General features: G+C 32.0%; 16 protein-coding genes. 8 read left to right on the forward strand and 8 right to left on the reverse strand.

The annotated features are described in order from the left end of the window. Nucleotides 1–15: 15 nt before the first annotated feature. The 5 genes from DICTH_RS00325 to cas6 are packed head-to-tail and all read right to left on the reverse strand — an operon-like array spanning nt 16 to nt 6,345. The gene (locus tag DICTH_RS00325) at nt 16–2,283 is read right to left on the reverse strand and encodes a CRISPR-associated helicase/endonuclease Cas3 (protein WP_012547914.1); all 2,268 of its coding nucleotides are present in this window, start codon (nt 2,281–2,283) and stop codon (nt 16–18) included. Next, nucleotides 2,261–2,962, reverse strand: coding sequence for a type I-B CRISPR-associated protein Cas5b (gene cas5b, locus DICTH_RS00330; protein WP_012548486.1), 702 nt, complete (start codon nt 2,960–2,962; stop codon nt 2,261–2,263). Before cas5b ends, DICTH_RS00325 begins: the two co-directional genes overlap by 23 nt. Further along, the gene (gene cas7i / locus DICTH_RS00335; RefSeq protein WP_012547637.1) at nt 2,949–3,848 is read right to left on the reverse strand and encodes a type I-B CRISPR-associated protein Cas7/Cst2/DevR; all 900 of its coding nucleotides are present in this window, start codon (nt 3,846–3,848) and stop codon (nt 2,949–2,951) included. Before cas7i ends, cas5b begins: the two co-directional genes overlap by 14 nt. A 15-nt stretch (nt 3,849–3,863) precedes the next feature. Then, nucleotides 3,864–5,540, reverse strand: coding sequence for a type I-B CRISPR-associated protein Cas8b1/Cst1 (gene cas8a1, locus DICTH_RS00340; protein ID WP_012548304.1), 1,677 nt, complete (start codon nt 5,538–5,540; stop codon nt 3,864–3,866). A 1-nt stretch (nt 5,541) separates the two neighbouring features. Beyond that, on the reverse strand, nt 5,542–6,345 hold the full coding sequence (cas6, locus tag DICTH_RS00345; protein WP_012548496.1) for a CRISPR-associated endoribonuclease Cas6: 804 nt from the start codon (nt 6,343–6,345) through the stop codon (nt 5,542–5,544). A gap of 200 nt (nt 6,346–6,545) precedes the next feature. On the opposite strand from cas6, the gene DICTH_RS00350 reads away from it, so the two are divergent. The 6 genes from DICTH_RS00350 (at nt 6,546) to DICTH_RS00375 (ending at nt 12,436) form a co-directional block, all read left to right on the forward strand. Then, nucleotides 6,546–7,736 carry an iron-containing alcohol dehydrogenase gene (locus DICTH_RS00350; RefSeq protein WP_012547938.1) on the forward strand — a complete coding sequence of 397 codons (1,191 nt, stop codon included), beginning with the start codon at nt 6,546–6,548 and terminating at the stop codon, nt 7,734–7,736. A 187-nt stretch (nt 7,737–7,923) separates the two neighbouring features. Next, nucleotides 7,924–8,856: a glycosyltransferase gene (locus DICTH_RS00355; protein WP_236608267.1), complete on the forward strand. Its 933-nt coding sequence runs from the start codon at nt 7,924–7,926 to the stop codon at nt 8,854–8,856. Continuing rightward, the gene (locus tag DICTH_RS00360; protein ID WP_012548500.1) at nt 8,846–9,445 is read left to right on the forward strand and encodes a glycerol-3-phosphate acyltransferase; all 600 of its coding nucleotides are present in this window, start codon (nt 8,846–8,848) and stop codon (nt 9,443–9,445) included. Before DICTH_RS00355 ends, DICTH_RS00360 begins: the two co-directional genes overlap by 11 nt. Nucleotides 9,446–9,457: 12 nt before the next feature. Beyond that, entirely contained in the window at nt 9,458–10,759 is a 1,302-nt protein-coding gene (locus DICTH_RS00365) for a cryptochrome/photolyase family protein (RefSeq protein WP_012547182.1), read from the forward strand. 122 nt (nt 10,760–10,881) lie between these two features. Next, on the forward strand, nt 10,882–11,823 hold the full coding sequence (locus tag DICTH_RS00370) for a glycosyltransferase (protein ID WP_236608268.1): 942 nt from the start codon (nt 10,882–10,884) through the stop codon (nt 11,821–11,823). Next, entirely contained in the window at nt 11,813–12,436 is a 624-nt protein-coding gene (locus tag DICTH_RS00375; RefSeq protein ID WP_012546892.1) for a glycerol-3-phosphate acyltransferase, read from the forward strand. Before DICTH_RS00370 ends, DICTH_RS00375 begins: the two co-directional genes overlap by 11 nt. Nucleotides 12,437–12,490: 54 nt before the next feature. Here the strand turns inward: DICTH_RS00375 and DICTH_RS00380 are convergent, their stop codons facing one another. After that, nucleotides 12,491–12,928 (reverse strand): OsmC family protein, encoded by a 438-nt coding sequence (locus tag DICTH_RS00380; RefSeq protein WP_012548018.1) that lies wholly within the window; start codon nt 12,926–12,928, stop codon nt 12,491–12,493. Nucleotides 12,929–13,075: 147 nt separating this feature from the next. Here DICTH_RS00380 and DICTH_RS00385 point away from each other — a divergent pair, with 147 nt between their 5' ends. Together DICTH_RS00385 and DICTH_RS00390 are read left to right on the forward strand one after the other, a co-directional pair. Further along, complete coding sequence (locus DICTH_RS00385) at nt 13,076–14,794, forward strand: lamin tail domain-containing protein (RefSeq protein WP_012546930.1); 1,719 nt, start codon at nt 13,076–13,078, stop codon at nt 14,792–14,794. Nucleotides 14,795–14,846: 52 nt separating this feature from the next. After that, complete coding sequence (locus DICTH_RS00390) at nt 14,847–16,034, forward strand: class I SAM-dependent rRNA methyltransferase (protein ID WP_012548788.1); 1,188 nt, start codon at nt 14,847–14,849, stop codon at nt 16,032–16,034. On the opposite strand, the gene DICTH_RS00395 is transcribed toward DICTH_RS00390, so the two are convergent. Both DICTH_RS00395 and DICTH_RS00400 read right to left on the reverse strand, forming a co-directional pair. Continuing rightward, a complete protein-coding gene (locus DICTH_RS00395; protein WP_236608269.1) occupies nt 16,029–17,216 on the reverse strand; it encodes an HD-GYP domain-containing protein in 1,188 nt (395 codons plus the stop codon). The genes DICTH_RS00390 and DICTH_RS00395 overlap by 6 nt on opposite strands. A gap of 95 nt (nt 17,217–17,311) precedes the next feature. Continuing rightward, entirely contained in the window at nt 17,312–18,859 is a 1,548-nt protein-coding gene (locus DICTH_RS00400; RefSeq protein WP_012547202.1) for an MBL fold metallo-hydrolase RNA specificity domain-containing protein, read from the reverse strand. Between the last annotated feature and the right edge of the window lie 8 nt (nt 18,860–18,867).

Genomic DNA, 18,867 nt, shown 5'->3' on the forward strand with positions numbered 1-18,867 from the left:
ACTTTCTGTAAATTTTTAAATTATATTTTCTGTGTTTTTGTCTGGTAGAAGTCCTAATTCTGTGTCGTAGTTCAAATTTATTAAAAATATTCTTAGCTCTAAGTCTTTCTCCAAGGAGATTAGATTTTGAGCATAATCTTTAATCTCCAACGGAATATTTACTGTCAAATCTTTAAGTTCTCTTAGCCCTTGGAGTTTTTTCAGGGCGTCTTTTGAGTATATTTTTTCTTGTATTTCCAATAATTTTTCTTTGTTGTTTTCATAAACTTCTACAGGAATTGCTTCTATATTAGAAATTCTTCTGAAAATTCTTTCGGCTTCTAGTTTATTTTCTGCTTTATATTCCAATTTAAGCAACTTTTGATAATCTCTAAATTTTTTGTAATACTTTGTGTTTGCTAATTGTTCAAGAGAGTATAGCCTTTCTACTAACATCTTTTTAATTCTTTCATCTAGCTTTTTTGTGTTAATCTCGGAAAGAATATTATGGGTAGCATCAATTAATGCAGAATCGTAGACGTGGCTTTTTCCTGAGGGTTTTCCTAAACTTCCAGCAATCACAATATTAGGGATATCTTCTGAATACTCTCTTTTTCTATATACTCTTCCCATTCTTTGTATTAAGGTATCTAAAGGAGCAAGTTCTGAAAATAGAATATCAAAATCTATGTCTAGTGATGCTTCTACAATTTGTGTAGAAATCCATATACATGGAGCATGGGATTTTTCATCTAGGAAAATTTGTTTTTCTTTCATATTTCTGTCTTTCCATATGAACCTTGAATGTAGAAGATTAACTTTAAGTTCTTTATTTGAACGTAAAAGGTTATATATACTTTGAGCCTTTTTCACAGTATTTGTTATAACTAAAACTTTTTTTCCTTTCTTGTAATTTTCAATTATTTCGCTAATCATGTCTTCTATATCTTTCTCAGGATAATATCTTATAAAGTGAGAGGAGTTGTTAGAGGCTTCAACTTCTATAATTTCGGAAATATCTTGTAATTCATTTCTTAAAATTGGATAAAAGGTGGCACTCATTAAGCAAAATTTCCCTCCTACGTTATCTATTCTTTTTAGGCCTTCCACAATCACAGCTAAGGATTCCGAAGTATATGCTTGAGGTTCATCTACTACTATTTTTGTGTATGGGAAAATAGAGAATATCTTTTCATAGCCAGGGAAGTGGAAGAAAGATATAAAGATTTGATCCGCAGTGCTAACGGTTATAGGATAGGATAGTTGCCTAGAAGAAGTTACATGATGTAAGTGTTCTTGAAAATCATTCTCTAATGTTCTTATTTCATCAAGACCATAATAGGCGCAGTCACCATGTAAAAGTCCTATTTTGTCTTTTCCAAAAATCTCTTTTAGTCTTTCATACATAGCATTGACAGAAACTCTTAAAGGAAGAGTATAAACTGCTTTATCATTACCTATCCAGTTAACTGCAAATTCTGTTTTCCCGCTTCCTGTGGGAGCAACGAGTAATATATTCTTGTCTCTTAGGTGAATAGCCTTTTTCTGAAATGGTTTTAAACCAATAGAATTTGGTTTTTTAATTAAATAGGAAATTAAAAGTTTTTCACAATTTCTAATTCTTTCTTTTTCTATTTCTACATGAGCTGATGAAGAATGGTCTAATCTATACAAAAGACCTTTTAACATGATGAATTTTAATTTCTTTTCTAAATTTTCGATTTTTCCTCGATCTCTGAGTAACCATAGATATTCATTTCCTAAACTCTCACTATTTCCAAAGTTTTCATCATACTTTTTTACCCAAGAAAGGTGATCTACTTTATTTAGAACTTCTTCTTTTATATAGTCTTTAAAATATTCCTCATTAAAGTCTAAATCTCTATAGTGATGGTATATTATTGCATATATGAGTGTAAATATGTCTTCATATTCTGCGATTTTTTTAGATAATGTCTCTTTAGGAAGAAGCGCTGGAGATAGGAAGTTATGAGGTATCTCTTGAGAAAATCTAGACTCTATCTTTTCTTTTCCTAAAAGTTCTCTAATTTTATTTTGAAATAAAGAATTTATTTTACCTAGATCATGATAAAGTGCTGCAATTTTTAGAATTTCCCAAAACTTTTCTGAATTGTAGTTTTCTTTCTCAAGTACTCTTTTTATTTCTTCATAATAGCGCTCTTTTAATAGTTCAAGATTTTTCAGAAGTAAAGAAGTATGCTCTTCTAGGGTTTCTGCTACGATCTTTCCGTTTTCATAATATGTTTTCGCATAAACAATATCAAGATTCCCCAGGGAAATCACCTACCAGCTCTACCAAGTCTCCTTCGGAATCTAAAATTACCTCGCCAAAAAGTGTTCCTTCTTCTATGTAGACTACATCTATTTTTTCAAAATATCTCAAATTTTCTTCAATTCTGTATTTGAAAGGTATCTTGAAATTGATGCCAATTAGGTTGTATTTATCTGCAGTTTCCTTCTTAAGATATATAGGATACTTTATTTTATAGAAATCAATACCAATGTCCTTTCTTTTGACTTCTACGAAATCTATTTTGTCAATCCGTGCCATATCTTCATGTCTTCCTATAGAAGGAAATGTATCAAGCAACATTGTTTTTATTTTTTCTAAAAGACTATACTCCATATTAATATGTAGAATTAGAGATACATTCTGTAGATTTGCAACATAGAAGGGAGATTTGACTATAGTTTTTTTGTATTCTGGAAGAAATATTAAATCTTTTTTTTCAGGACGAGGTCTATCGAATTTATAGAAAGTTTGTAAGTCGTATACTATGCTTTCATATGTTCCTTGTATAGAGATACTGAGAGGAATATATTCTTGAGCTTGTAAGATTCTATGAATCCAACCTCTTATATTGGAATAAGTTGGAAGAGGAAAAGTATCTATAAAACTGTAAGATAGAGGCTTTCTATAATTGGCGAACTGTTGATACACCTTTAACTTAAGCACTTTCATAGAACTCTTGTACTCCTTCTTTTATGTCTTTAAAGAAAGTGTTTATGTCTTTTGCATTTTCAAATTCTTTTTCATTTTCCCAGTACCCTTTTAATAAACCAATATGCGTGTAATCTTTAATCGAAATCCCATTAATACTGATATTTAAAACACTATTAATTAATTCTGTATTTATTTTGAATCTTTTGGTAGAACTGTCTAAGCAAATTTTGACTCTATTTAAGAAAAATGGATTCTTAACTGGATATATTCCTCCAATTACAAATATAGGGTTTAAATTCTCTATACGTCCTTTAATTTCTCTATTCATAACTTTTAAGGCTTCTAGGATTTTTTGTGCTCTTTCAATTCTTGTTTTTTTATCTAATTCTATGTTTTCATTTTCATCTTTACCTAACCTGTCTAGATCTATGGTTACAGTATAGGTATATAGAGAATAGTGTTGCTCAAGTTGGAAAATGTTAGGATCAGAATTTGATCTATCAGCAAAATTTTTATTAGATCCAAATTCTAGATCGTTGTAGTAAGGTTCTAAGGAGATTGCTGGTGAAAATTTTACTACTGCAGAACGGGTTAAAGCTCCTTTTCCTTTTAATGTTTTCATGTATCCAAAGAAATCAACCTCTTCATAATCTTTTATATTAGCTTCTTCTTTAAATTGAATAACTCCTTTTTCCTTAGTTGGTGTTAGTGGTGCATCTTGCATTCCAAACATATTTTTAAGGGTTTTAAAAAGCTCATACCTTAAAGCCTGACGAGACATGTAAGTTAAACTGTATCCTTCTCTGCTTAATTTTTTTAATTCGGAGATATTTCCTACTCCTTCACCGTAATTTAGGCTCATAGCCTCAAAAATTATGGTTAGGGTTAAACCACCTTTTTTCATATTTTTCCCCTCCTTTTAGTTTTCGTTATTTTGGGAAGTATATTTGGATAAAAGTCCATTTACAAAACTATATCCATAAGCAAGAAAGAGATCTTTCTCATTAAGAGCTTTGACAAGTAAAGAAGGAACTTCGAGAGAATAAGTCATGTAGAGCCTTAATATGATGTTCATAAAACTATGTACATCTTCTGTTCTTAGACAAGAAAGAAGTTTGTAAGTCAGAGATGGAATTTTATTTTCAGAGTTTTCAGAAATGAGTTTATTAGCTATTTCTTCTCCCTTCTTGAACATAAACCAAAGTTGTTCTTCATTTTTAGAACTCATTTTTTCACCCCTTTCATATTTTTTAAATTTTTGGATGTAATCCTCAATTATTATGTTTAAGATGTTTAAATGTATTGGAGAGTAGTAGGTTTTAACATCTTTATTCCCCTTTATACTTTCTAAAAGAAGGTACTCTAAAAAGCTTAAATAACCGTAACTTAAAGTATTAGAGAGAATTTTCTCTAAGAATTCTAAAGTTACGTTTTTGATTATCTCTTTAATACTATCTTTAATACTATATCTTTTAATACTATATCTTATATTAATAAGATTTTTAAAGTTTTTTTCAGCATGCTCTTTTAGAAATTCAGCCTTTGCTCTGCTTATGTTAAAAGAAAAAACTTTTGGAAGTACGTCTTTATTAGTTAAGTCAATTTCTATAAAAGCTATACCTTGTAGTCTATGAGTACTTTTTTCATATTCCTCCCGTAGTAGTAGTTCGCTGAAAAATTCTACAAAAATATTTTCAGTGAGATTCTTTTTAAGCTTTTCTTGTAATAGTAAATTCTTTTTGTAAAGATCAATTACTGAAGTATCGCTATTTACAAAGAAATACTTATTTTCTAATACAGATTCAGTAAAGCCTCTAAAAGTACAAAAGTATATTAATTCACATATTTCACATAAAGGAAGTTTTGCGTTAAAATTCCAAAAAAAGTTTAGTGCATCGGTGTTTACTCCTGTAAAAGGAGAGATCCCTGTATCAAAACTTGTATCCTTTTTAGCATATCTTTCACCACAGTTTATACATAGAATAGATCTTTTAATTTTTTTTGTATCGTTTATTATTTTATCTTCGAAGTCTTCTTTAAATTTATTCTTATAGTTGGAAGTAATTGTTCTATTTAGGAAGCTTTTTTGACCATATATCTTTCCTAAGTATATCTTTACATCATTCTCTATAAGGATTTGTTTGTTTTTCTCAGCAACTTCTAAAACTTTTAATATATATTCTCTAAATAATTCAGGATTTCTTTTAACCTCATTTAGAGGAGGTAACTGAAAATCTTTCTTTAAGAAATCCTTAAGTTTTGAGAAGTTGTCTATTCGATTTTTGAGCTCTTCATAACTTTTTTCTATGTCCTTATATAATGTTTCTTTTTTTATATCTTCTAATATTTCCCTACAATAATCTATGAATCTATCGGTTCTTCTATACCTCTCATATGCAGAATTGAAATACTTATCTGAAAAACCTTCCAATACTTCTCTTTCAAATTCTATATAGTTTTTTCCTATATAAATATTTTTCCCATTAGAGAAGGTATTTTCTCCCTCTTTTAAATCTTCTTTTCCTTCAAACAAGATTGATAAGAAACCAATTATACCTGCATTAAAAAGCCAGTCCGAGAGGTAGACTCTTTCCACTTCATACCACCTCCACCATACCAAAGCCCTGAGCTCTTCGTAGTCCCATTCCCAGTTGATATAACCAGTTTAAATCTTCCGGATCTCCAGAAAGCTCAAAAGTTCCAGAGAAGCAAGTAAAGGTATAAAGCTTTGGCTCTATATTCTTTTCCCTTACTCTATGTTTGACAACTTCTTTTCTGACCTTTAAAGGTTTAAATTTGAGTCCTATTTTTAATCCTTGTCCTCTTATACTTTTCAATATGGAGTCAGAGATATAATTAAGTTCTTTTAAAAAGTAAACAAATTTTTCGCTTTCTTCAGGTAAAGGTTGATTATTCTCTACATCTATAGGAAGAAGTGGTTTATCATTTTTATCCTCTATAAGTATGGGAGAGAGAGTTTTAAATATCACTTTATCTTCTTTTATTTTTCTTTCTCGAAGAAGTATAATATTGTTTCTTTTGGAGATTCCTCCAAGCCCCATCTTAAAAGGATATAGTTTTTTGCTCAAAAGACCATTATAGAGGTTTATTAAAAATTCATAATCTACACTTGAAATATAAAGTTCTATAGGGCTTTTGATATATAAAACATCCTTATCTTTCTTGAATTCCTCTTTGTCATGTAGGAATCTTACTGCAAAGCAAAAGGGTTTTCCTGCTTTGTTGTTTTTTATTTCTCCTTCCTCTTCATATTGGTAGATTTTCTTGAAATATTCTTTTCCAAAATCTGTTGCTTTTAGTGCTTCTTTTATAAAGCTCATAAAGTGGTTACGATAATCAATAGGAAGTAGATCCCCTTCTAAGGTTACTTTTATTCTCAATTCTAAAATCCCCCCTTTTGTTTTTTTTATTTTACTTCTAAAAATTCTCTTTAGTCTATAGTCTTTTTCAGTATAAGGGGTATTTTGGACAACTCTTGTCCCTCTACTTTTAGAAGAAAAGTATTTTTGATTTTTTTATTTTTTTAAGTAGTATAATTATAAATTAGGATTATATAGAGAATTATTTTGGAGGTGAAAGAATGAAAGAAAATTTAAATTTCTCCTATTTTATTCCTACTAAGATATGGTTTGGTCCAGGAAGCTTAGAAAAATTAAGAGAAGAAAAGCTCCCTGGTAGGAAAGCACTTATAGTTATTTCTGCTGGGGGTTCCATGAAAAGACTTGGTTATCTTGATAGGCTTACAGATATTCTAAAAAGTAAAGGTGTAGAATATGTAGTTTTTGATAAAATTCTTCCCAATCCTATTAAGAAGCATGTAATGGAAGGTGCTCAAATTGCAAGAGAAGAGAAATGTGATTTTGTAATTGGACTTGGAGGAGGAAGTAGTATTGATTCAGCAAAGAGTATTGCGTTGATGGCAAAGAATGATGGTGACTATTGGGATTATATTGTAGGTGGTACTGGAAAAGGTAAAAAGCCAGAAAAAGGAGCTTTACCTATTGTGGCTATAACCACTACAGCAGGTACAGGAACTGAGGCAGATCCATGGACAGTAATAACCAATGAGGAAACTAATGAGAAAATCGGGTATGGTAATGAATATACTTTTCCTACTTTGTCCATTGTAGATCCTGAACTTATGTTGAGTGTTCCCCCTCATCTTACTGCCTATCAAGGATTTGATGCCTTTTTCCATGCAGTAGAGGGCTATATTGCAAATATTGCAACTCCAGTGAGTGATCTTTATGCTTTAAAGAGTGTAGAATTGATTGCTAAATATTTACCTGTTTGTGTAAAAAATGGTAGCGATCTTACTGCAAGAACTTATGTGGCTCTTGCTAATACCCTTTCAGGATTTGTAGAAAGTACATCAAGCTGTACTTCGGAGCATTCTATGGAGCATGCTCTTTCTGCTTTTCATCCAGAGCTTCCCCATGGGGCAGGATTGATTATGCTTTCAGAGGCTTATCATACCTTCTTTGCCTCAAAGATTCCTGAAAGGTATATAAACCTTGCAAGGGCAATGGGTGTTGATGTGGATTCTCTTCCTGAAGAGGAGAGACCTTTTGCTTTTGTTAAAGCACTGAAAAAGCTTCAAGAAGAGTGTGGAGTGGCAAATTTGAAGATGTCTGACTATGGTATAAAGGAAGATGAAATTGAGAAATTGGCTAAGAATGCTATGGAGACTATGGGCGGACTCTTTGAAATGGATAGGTATAAGTTAAGTTTTGAAGAAGTTGTAGAGATAATGCGAAAAGCTTATAAGTAAATTTAACTGAATATCCTTTTAGGGCTCTCTCTCCTCAAAAGGGAGAGAGCCTTTTTTATTATGGTATAATAAAAGTCAAATGAGAGGGGTTTTATACTTTTTATCTTGGCTTATAGGTTGGATATATTACAGAAATCTGAGATTTCTCAAGAGGGAAGGGGAAATTTCAGGGGATTATAAAATTTCGGTGATAATTCCAGCGAGGAATGAAGAGGAGAATTTAGGTAAATTACTTTCTTTATTAAAAAATCAGACTTATAAGCCTTATGAAGTAATAGTAGTGAATGACAATTCAGAGGATGATACAGAGGGAGTAGGTGAGAGGAATGGAGCGAGGGTGATATCGTTATATGAGGAACCACCTGAGGGGTGGGTAGGTAAGAACTGGGCGATATGGAATGGATATTTAGAGTCGAGAGGGGACATTTTATTATTTTTAGATGCTGATGTAGAGCCGAGTAGTGAGTTTATAGAGGTAATGCTAAGTAGTTATGAGAGGTATGGGGGTTTAATTTCCTGTTGGCCTTATCAGAGATTTGAAAAATTCTATGAACATCTAAATTTTATCTTTAACATCGGAGCTGTAATCACTATGTGTGCTATTAAAAAAGAGGGAGCTTTTGGTCCAGCCATGATGATTTCGAGGGAGGATTATGAAAGAGTAGGAGGACATAAAGAGGTTAAGGATAAGGTGGTTGAAGATCTTCATTTTGGAAATCTTTGTATAAAAAAGGGTATTCCAGTAAACAATTTTTTGGGGGGAGAGTATATTAAATTTAGGATGTATCCTAAAGGGTTGATGGATCTTATTGAGGGATTCTCTAAAAATTCCTCTCAAGGAGTTATGTCTCTTAGTTTTAGTAAGTTTTTGTATCTCCTAATATGGTTTTATGGGGTTTTTGGGAGTTTTGCTTTTGAAAATCCTATAAATTTGTATTATCTTTTGTTTTCTTTTCAGTTTTATGTAATGACTCGTAGGTTAGGAGATTACAATCTGATAGACTCAGTAATATATCCTATTCATTTTATGTTCTTTATTGCGGTTTTGATATATTCTTCGATAAAAACTTTTCTTTTTAAATCAGTCTCATGGAAGGGGAGAAAAATAAATGTGGGATAAAGTTATAATTATTTTTTTGCAATTTCTTTCAGGATCCATTATGTATTCCTATCTTATTGCAAAACTTTTAAACATAGATTTGAGAAAAGTAAGGGATGGAAATCCGGGAGCTTACAACTTATGGATTTCTACTAACTGGAAAATAGGTTTGATAGGAGCGCTTCTTGACTATTTTAAAGGTATTTATCCTCTTCTTTGGTTTGTGAGATATAAGGATATAAAAGATAAGTGGCTTATTACAGTATCTGCTCTTGCAGGAATATTTGGCCATGTATTTTCTCCTTTTATGGGAGGGAAAGGCGGAAAAGGGGTTGCAGTTTCTTTTGGGGCATGGACGGTAGTAACAGGGCTTGAGGGACCCCTTTTTTTAGGCCTTTCTATGTTCATATTTAATCTTGCTAAGATGCATGGTGCAACTCCTGAGGAGGATGCTTTGAAAGTTCTTTATGGATTTTTGTGTCTTATTCCTTATGTTGTATATAAAGTCTTTACAGGACATCTTTATATACTTCTTCTTTATCTTGGGAATTTTGGAATAATAGCATATTCTCATAGAAATGAACTTCTAAAAGTTTTTGCAAATGCATAAACCTTTGCAAAAGTGTTTAATAGAGTCTTATTTTTATTTTATAGAGATTTGAGAATAAAAGACAATACTGCATTTATCAAGGCTTGTGAGGATTCTAAAGAAATTGTTCCCTTGTATATTTTAGAAAGACATAACTTTAATAAATATAGTTTTGAATTTGTAATATCTGCATTAGGTTATGTAAATTTTGAGCTAAATAAGTTAGGCTCTTTTTTGTACTTAGTTGAGAGGGGCTTTAACGAGGAGACTTTTGAGTTTTTAAGGGAGAAGATTGGATTTGATGCAATTTATCTTAGTAAAGATTACTTATGGAGTTTTGAAGAGAAAGAAAAACTTTTAAGAAATTTCTGTAGAGAAAAGGGAATTGAACTGAGGTTTTTTGAGGGTAATTTTTTAGTCTCTCCTAATTTAATCTCACAAACTAAAGTTTTTACTCCTTTTTTTAAAAAGTGGTCAGCTTATTTGGGTGAGATAAGAAGAAAAGATTTTAATTTTTCAAAGTTGAATACTCCTATTTTAGAATTGAGTAAATTTGAAGATTTTGAATTTTCTAAAAAAGTAAGATTAGATTTAATAGAGTGGGGATTTAAAAGGTTAGAGAGTTTTGATTTTGATGTTTATGATGAGAAAAGAGATTTGTTGTACTGTGATGGAACTTCAAAACTTTCAGCTTATATAAACTATGGAGTTATTTCTATCTATGATGTTTACGAGAAGGTTAAAAATTCTAAGAGTTCTCAATTTCTAAGGGAGCTTGCTTTTCGTGAGTTTTGGTATCACATTAGAATGCATTTTCCAGAGACAAGAAATTTAGAGTTTCAAGAAAAAACAAGAAATATAGAGTGGTTATATCGAGAAGATTGGATTAGGAAATTTGAGAATGCTGAGACAGGATATCCTATAGTAGATGCAGGTATTAGGTGCCTTAAGACTGAGGGTTGGTTACATAATAGGTTAAGAATGATCTTAGCTTCTTTCTTTACAAAAACTCTTCTTCATGATTGGAGAATAGGAGAGGAGTTTTTTAAGGATTATCTGGTAGATTATGATGAGGTTCTTAATATTCAAAATTGGCAGTGGTCTGCTTCGGTAGGTGCAGATCCAAGACCTCTAAGGATTTTTAATCCTATGATACAATCCTCAAAATTTGATCCTTATTGTGAATTTATTAAAAAATATCTTCCTGAATTAAAGGATGAAGATTGTAGAAAAATACATGATCCTTTGAAGTACAAGCTGAAATATTATACTCCCATGGTTGATTTTTATGCTCAAAAAGAATTAGCAATAAGAAAGTACAAAAAAATTTTTTGATATAATTTTTTTAAATGAGAATTATTTTGTTTTTATTTTCTTGGCTTATAGGTTGGATATATTACAGGAATCTGAGATTTCTCAAGAGGGAAGGGGAAATTTCAGGGGATTATAAAACTTCGGTGATAATTCCAGCGAGGAATGAAGAGGAGAATTTAGGTAAATTACTTTCTTTATTAAAAAAGCAGACTTATAAGCCTTATGAAGTAATAGTAGTGAATGACAATTCGGAAGATGATACAGAGGGAGTAGGTGAGAGGAATGGAGCGAGGGTGATATCGTTATATGAGGAACCACCTGAGGGGTGGGTAGGAAAGAACTGGGCGATATGGAATGGATATTTAGAGTCGAGAGGGGACATTTTATTATTTTTAGATGCCGATGTAGAGCCGAGTAGTGAGTTTATAGAGGTAATGCTAAGTAGTTATGAGAGGTATGGGGGTTTAATTTCCTGTTGGCCTTATCAGAGATTTGAAAAATTCTATGAACATCTAAATTTTGCTTTCAATTTAGTCTCTGTATTTTCTATGGCGTTTTTAGGTAAAAAAGAGGGAGCTTTTGGTCCAGCCATGATGATTTCGAGAAAGGATTATGAAAGGATAGGAGGACATAAGGAAGTTAGGAATAAGATAGTAGAGGATATGGAGTTTGCTAAAAAATGTTTAGAAGAGGGTATTTCTGTAAACAATTTTTTGGGAGGAGAATACATTAAGTTTCGAATGTATCCTCATGGGATTAAAGATCTATTTCAAGGATTTAGCAAAAATATGGCAAAGGGTGCTTTTTCTATCAATATTGTTAATTTTCTTCTAATTTTTCTTTACATGACTGGAGTATATGGAAGTATTTTTTATTTTAGAAACACGATTTTTAATTTTTTGTATATTCTCTACGCTATACAATTTTCGGTCATTCAGAGAAGACTTGGAGACTATAAGTGGTATGATTTTCTTTTTTATCCATTACATTTTTTGTTTTTTCTCTTAGTATTTACTTATTCAATTTTAAGAGTATTTTTTGTTAAGACTGTAGTATGGAAGGGGAGAAAAATTCGTGTGGGTTAATCTTTTAGTGATATTATTACAATTTCTCTCAGGCTCCATCATGTACTCTTACATTATAGCAAGGATAATGAAGGTAAATCTTTCGAAGATACGAGATGGAAATCCAGGGGCTTCTAATTTATGGAGAGCATTAGGTTGGAAGTATGGAGTTTTGGCACTACTACTTGACTATCTTAAAGGGGTTTTTCCTCTTGCGATTTTTATATCCTTGGGAATTGTCAAGGATAATTTGATTATTGCTTTATCTGCTCTTTCTGGAGTTATGGGGCATGCTTTCTCTCCTATGTTGGGATTTAAAGGTGGTAAAGCAGTAGCTGTTTCTTTTGGAGCTTGGTCTGTTCTTACTAAGTGGGAGGCTCCAACAATCCTTGGAACTGTTTTTACTATTTTTACTCTCATAAGACCAAAAGGTACCACCGTGGGAGAAGATGCCTATAGGGTTTTTCTTGGATATATTTTTCTCTTACCTTATGTGCTTTACAAAATCTTTTTATCAGGTTTTAAAGATCTTCATCTTCTTCTTTTTTATATAGGAAATTTTGCTATTATCTTATACAAACACTATAAGGATTTGTGGGGATATTTTAGGGAAAGAGAAAGTAATAAGTTATGAGGTTTTGAGGTTAAGGCAGTCCTGATACCAACATACATCAGGACTGCCTTTAGTTTACTCTAAGCTGATTTTAAGATTTACGGGATTTCTTATTATATCGGAGACAGGACATCTTCTTTCTACTTCTTTCATTAGTTCTTCAATTTTTTCTCTCTCTACAGGGGCATTGATTTTAACTTTTGCCCTTACCTCTTGATATCCTGCTCTAACTGTAGGATCTCCCATAAATCCTCTTGGATCTAAATCTCCTTCGGTTTCAATCTCTATACTGTTTAAGGGTATGTTCTTTTCTTTTGCTACCACTGGTATTACAATTCCAAGACATCCAATTAATGCAGCAAGAACAACTTCTACAGGATTGGGAGCGGTATCTTCACCTCCAAGAGAGGGTGGCTCATCCATGTTGATTGTGAACTTGTTTCTGATATCTACCTCTACTTTGAGATTGCCTTTCCATTGTCCTTTTGCTTTAAAGGTTACTAGATTTGCCATTTTTTAAACCTCCTTTTCCCATCTTTGTTTTATTTCAGCTATTCATTATATAATTTAATACTAAAAAAGTAAAGATTGAGAGTAAAATTTCTGTTTTTTAAATGTTATAATAATTAAAAAAGGTTTTATAGAGGGATATATTAGATTATGAGAAATGGGTTAAAAGGCTTAAGTTTTATAGAGGTTTTAATAACCGTTTTCATAATCGGGATAATTATCCTTGGGTTAGTCAATGTTTTATCACTATATACCGATGTTTTCCTCTTTAAAACCGATGAAAGAGAATCTATCTCAAATCTTGATATGATAATGGATAGACTTGCTCGAGATATAAGGCAGGGAAGAAGGGTTTTATCAATAAGTACTTATACCCTTACTATAGAACTTAGTACTGGGGTAACCCATACTTATTCATTAATAACAGGAAATGATGGGAAGAAATATTTTGGGGTTGATGGACAAATTCTTGCGGGCCCAATAAATGAAATTGTATTCTCTGGTAGGAAAGATGATCTTACCTATACTACTAATGCCTATGATGTAAGGGTAGTGACTTTTACTATAACCATGGCTGATGGAAGAAATATGTCAAGTACAATAGCTTTGAGGGCAGAAGTGCCTAAGGTGGCAGGAGGAGTGGTTATAACGGAGATAATGTATTATCCTCCAGATAGAGATAAAAATTCTGATAGAACGACTCCCTCCAATTGTCAATTTGTGGTTTTATATAATAATTCAAATAGTCCTGTAGATCTTAGAGGATGGAGTATAAATGGAAATGCCTTTTCTACACTGGTGAGTGGCACTTGGACTCTTTATCCAGGAAAATCAGCAGTTATAGGATCCTCTGGATCAAATCTTATTGATACCTACTATTTCCCCTTACCTCAGTATGCTACATACATAAGAACATCGAGCTCAGGTTTAGGAACAGGTGGAAATGCCTTACCTACTTGGGGTACTAATACGATAACAATAAGGGATAGCTTAGGTAATGTGATAGATCAAGTTTCATATTCTAATACATGGGGCGGCTATCCTAAAAGTACTTCTGGACAATATAGAGACTATTACTCTCTTGTAAGAAAGTCTTTGATGGGGAGTTCTCAAGATCCTAATAATTGGGGAGATTCTCAGAATTTGAATTTTGTTAGTTGTCAAGGTAATGTGGATTATGTTTGCTATTGCTTAATCCCTAAGCTTGTGATTACTGAAGTTATGTATTTCCCTTGTCCTTATGTTATTTTGGGTTGGTCAAATACAAATCAAAACGAGCGTGAATATATTGAGATTCATAATCCTACATACTCTTCTATAGATTTAACTATAGATTGGAGTAAGGATAATGCTTATTGTGTTTATTCAACCTCAATTTCAAATTATATCTACGACTCGACTAAATGGACACTTGCTCCAGGAGACTATGCTGTAGTGAGTAGTTCTGCTGCAAATATACAACAGTATTATGGCTTAAGTAGTAATATTATTTATATGAAGACAAATGGTCAATCTTTAGCTTCACCTACTTATACAAATCTTCCTGATACGTCCTTTACTATCACTCTTTTACAAAGAAGAAGTGAGTATAATACTCCTAATAAGGCTTATACTATTGACTATTTTTATTATTCTCCTTCTTTAGGAGGCTATCCTTATACTTCTTATTCTCTCGATAGATATTATTCTATTGAGATTAAAAATTTAGGACTTCTTGGTTTATTTAGAAGAGGAGATAATTATGTCCAGAATGTCTCTTCTTCAACTAAACTTTGTTACAGTGTATTTATTTCGTGGGAAAATAACAATCAAGGAAAAAGGTTCGAGGTTTACTGCACTCCTGGAACTAAAAATTCTGTTTCACCATAACTAAATCTTTTTATATAATCTTAATTATTAATCTTTTTGAGGTGATGTCAGTTTGACAGAAAGGGCTAAGGTTTTGCTTAAAAAGGGTGTACATACAAAGATAGTTAGGGGAAATCCCTGGATTTATGACAATGAGATATTAAAGGTTGAGGGGGATTTTTCTCCAGGGGATGTGGTGGATATTTATGATTCTAGTAAGAGTTTTATAGGAAGAGGCTTTATAAATCCTAATTCAAAGATTAGAGTAAGGGTGGTTACAAGAAAGGAAGAAGAAATAAACAAAGATTTCTTTAGAGAAAGAATCCTTAAGGCTTGGGAATATAGAAAAAAGGTTGTAGATGTAGATTCTTGTAGAGTAGTTTTTGCAGAGGCAGATTTTCTTCCGGGACTTATCGTAGATAAGTTTTCTGATGTGCTTGTGATTCAGACTTTGGCTCTTGGTATAGATAGATTCAAAGAGGTTATTGTGGAGGTATTAGATGAGATTTTTAATCCTATAGGGATATATGAGAGAAATGATGTTTCGGTAAGAGAATTAGAAGGACTTCCTCAGGTTAAGGGTTTTTTGAAGGGGAGATTTGATACAAAGGTGGAGATATTAGAGAATGGGGTAAAGATGATTGTGGATGTGGAAAATGGGCAAAAGACAGGATATTTCTTGGATCAGAGAGAAAATAGAGCGAGTTTAAAAGGATTGGTAGATGGAGCAGAGGTTCTTGATGTTTTTTGTTATACAGGAGGATTTTCTCTTCATGCATTAAAATATGGGGCGAGTAAAGTTATAGCAGTAGATTCTTCTAGTACTGCTTTAGAAATGGCAAAGGAGAATGCTAAAATTAATGGATTTATTGATAAAATAGAGTTTATTGAAGAGAATGCTTTTGATCTTTTAAGGAGATTTCATAAAGAGGGAAAAACCTTTGATGTGGTTATTCTTGATCCTCCTGCTTTTGCCAAATCCTCCAAAAATCTTGATGGTGCTTTGAGAGGTTATAAGGAGATAAATTTAAGGGCTATGAAGATAATTAGAGATGGTGGATTTTTGATTACTTGTTCTTGTTCTCAGCATGTTACTAGGGAGCTTTTTGAAAAGGTTATAGAGTCTGCAAGTTTTGATGCCAATAGGCTTCTTCGTCTGGTAGAGTTTCGATATCAAGCAAAAGATCATCCTATTCTTTTATCTCATCCTGAGTCTTTGTATCTTAAATGTGGTATTTATCAAGTTTTTAAGAAGTTATAATCTTATGACTGATTTTAGTTCTTCTCGGTTTTCGTAAAGAACCCCAAAAATTTCTTTGTCAATATAGCCTTCTCTTGCAAGTTTTCTCATATAATTTATGGCTCTTGCTTCAGAGATTCCTTTTCTATAAGGTCTATCCTCTAAAAGAGCAGAGTATATATCTGCAATAGCTACAACTCTTGCTTCAGTAGGAATTTCATTTCCCTTTAATCTAAAGGGATATCCTTTTCCGTTTAATTTTTCATGATGGTAGGAAGACCATATTATTATATCTTCAAAAGGCACAGATTTTTTAAGAGTTACAAAAGTTTTAAAGGGATGTACTTTTATGTATTCAATCTCTCTTCTTGTTAATTTGTCACCTTTAAGTAGAATTTCTGAAGATAAAGCTACTTTTCCAATATCATGTAAATACCCTGATATTCTTATTCTTTTTATTTTTTCATCATTAAAACCTAAATTTCCTGCCAAAAAGGATGCTATATTTGCTACATTCCTTGAATGTCTTACCTGAATTTTACTTCTGTAATCCACAATTCTTGCAATGGCTTTAGAGAGGAGCAAAAAGGAATCTATATCAAGCTTTATATCACATGAAAAGTTTTGGGGAGTTATGTCGTCATAATTTATCTCAAACCAGAAGGATTCTTTTTGGGAAAGATCATAGAAGGCATTGAGCACATCAGGGTTAAATATTTTCTCTCCTTTTTCTTTAATTTTTTTGATTATTTTATTTTTCTCCTTAAGTATATATTTACTTTTGTCATAACTTTCATCTATATGTTCTGCAAGATTTAATATTTGGCTTTCGATGGGAATCTTCTCATCCTGATAAAATTCACCTTTTCCTAAATTCCAAGGAAAATGATGATATTTTATTATGGTAGCTGTTCTTTCTAAGAATGGTATGTCCGATAAAAACAGACTACTTTTTAAAGCGTGATCAGAAATTTCTTTGTGGTTATTATTGTTACTATGGTTTTTATTTCCATTGCCTGCATCATGTAAAAGAGCAGATATAACGAGGTCATATTTTGATTTTTCAGAAAGATTTAAATAGTTCGCTATAGCGAGGGATATGTTGGCTACCCGAGAGGAATGTCTCCGATTTTCAGGCAGCTGACTATCCAGATGTTCAGAAAATGCAAGTAAAAAACCAAGTACCGACACAGTTTTCTCCATTTTTTCAGCTAATTTTAACACAAAGTATTTTTTTTGTCAAAAATAATAAACCTTACTATTAAATTATTCTACCCTAAAAGCTATACAATTATTCTTTAATCAATGTAAATAACTTTACCTTTCTCAGGGTAAATGATCTTACAAATATCTTTAAATTTTTCAAAAAAATCAGCCTTTTCGCTATGTACAGGTATCAATATTTCGGGTTTTGCATTAGAAATTAATTCTAAAAGACCATCTCCGTGAATATGTCCACTGGCATGGAGAGGTGATTCTTCCCTTTTTTCTACAAGGTTACCTCTTATTTCTAAGTTAAAGTATTTCAGCCAATTTTCTATCTTTTGTTGATCTATTTTCATTTCTTCGTTAAAGGCTTCACTTGAGGAGAAAATATATACTCCCATGTCAGGTAATATGTCCAAAAGAAGATGAAAATCGTAATAGGAGATACATAAGATGTAATCTTGTGGATTTTTTCTTATATCTTTAGAGTTTACAGCCTTTCCAGGAATATCTTTGTATCTCTCTAATAGATTTTTCTCCCAAGGGTCATAGTTTCCCTTTGGTTTTTCATAGAAGGTTATGAATTCATCCCTTTTAGGATCTGGATATCCTATAAAAGATAGGCTTTCAAGGAGATATATGTCTTTTAGGGTTAAAACCAATCTTCTTCCTGTTTCTTTTCCTATCTCTAAGAAGCTCATTAATCTATCAATATTTCGAGGTCCAAAGTCAGCAATCACATAGTGATGGCAAGATTTAACTATTTCTAATGCTTTTTCTTTCACATCATCTTCAGTGTAAATTTTTTCTATGTTAGGGTGAGTTCCTTCACATATGAGTACTTTTACATCAATATGTTTTAGTTTATTAATAAATTCTTTTGTGAGATGACCATTTCTTCCGTGGAGTCTTAGATCTCCTGTATATACAATCCACCCTGAGGAGGTTTTTATAGCAAAACTTCCAGCTCCTGGTATGGAATGGTCTACAGGGAAAAACATAATTTCAAAGGGATCAATCTTTAAATTTTGGTTTTTAACTTCTAATGGGTTTTCGTGAAGTTCGTTTATCCTTTTTCTCTCTATTCTTTTCCAGAATTCGAATACCTTATCACTATGGTTTTCTGAATATGTAATATATTTTCTCTGAAAAATAATATTTTCTTCTGCTTTTAAAATTCCATCCCTTTCATTTTTAAGTTTTACAAAGCATAGGTCAGAGAGATTTTTGCTTGTGTCTTCTAAGCTTTTAATTATGAGGGCGGAAGTTAGAGAAGTTATCACCGGAACTTGGTGAGTTATATATGGTAGATAGCCTAAATGGTCAAGATGGGCATGAGATATTAATATGGCAATGGGTTCTACTTTTCTGTAAAGAAAATGCCCCTCAAAATTTTCCCATATATTAGGAAGTTCTAAATCCTCTCTGTAAAGACCTTTCAAGGGAGGAAGAAGATTTAAGTGTAGGAGATCATAAATTCCAAATATTTGTCTTGGTTTTAGAAATTCATCGAAATATTTGTTTTCTTCATTAAAATTAATACCAAAATCCAAAAATATAGCATATTCTCCATCTTCTAAGAGTATTTTATTTCCCCCTATACAGTTTACCCCATCATAAAAGGTAAGCTTTACAGTCATATCTTATT

It is taken from the genome of Dictyoglomus thermophilum H-6-12 (assembly GCF_000020965.1).
In the GTDB taxonomy this organism is placed as follows: domain Bacteria; phylum Dictyoglomota; class Dictyoglomia; order Dictyoglomales; family Dictyoglomaceae; genus Dictyoglomus; species Dictyoglomus thermophilum.

What these genes read in the sequence shown, in the direction of transcription:
- cas5b (WP_012548486.1), bottom strand. Translation starts at nt 2,962, where the DNA reads ATGAAAGTGCTTAAGTTAAAGGTGTATCAACAGTTCGCCAATTATAGA.
- cas7i (WP_012547637.1), bottom strand. Translation starts at nt 3,848, where the DNA reads ATGAAAAAAGGTGGTTTAACCCTAACCATAATTTTTGAGGCTATGAGC.
- DICTH_RS00350 (WP_012547938.1), top strand. Translation starts at nt 6,546, where the DNA reads ATGAAAGAAAATTTAAATTTCTCCTATTTTATTCCTACTAAGATATGG.
- DICTH_RS00360 (WP_012548500.1), top strand. Translation starts at nt 8,846, where the DNA reads ATGTGGGATAAAGTTATAATTATTTTTTTGCAATTTCTTTCAGGATCC.
- DICTH_RS00380 (WP_012548018.1), bottom strand. Translation starts at nt 12,928, where the DNA reads ATGGCAAATCTAGTAACCTTTAAAGCAAAAGGACAATGGAAAGGCAAT.
- DICTH_RS00385 (WP_012546930.1), top strand. Translation starts at nt 13,076, where the DNA reads ATGAGAAATGGGTTAAAAGGCTTAAGTTTTATAGAGGTTTTAATAACC.
- DICTH_RS00395 (WP_236608269.1), bottom strand. Translation starts at nt 17,216, where the DNA reads ATGGAGAAAACTGTGTCGGTACTTGGTTTTTTACTTGCATTTTCTGAA.
- DICTH_RS00400 (WP_012547202.1), bottom strand. Translation starts at nt 18,859, where the DNA reads ATGACTGTAAAGCTTACCTTTTATGATGGGGTAAACTGTATAGGGGGA.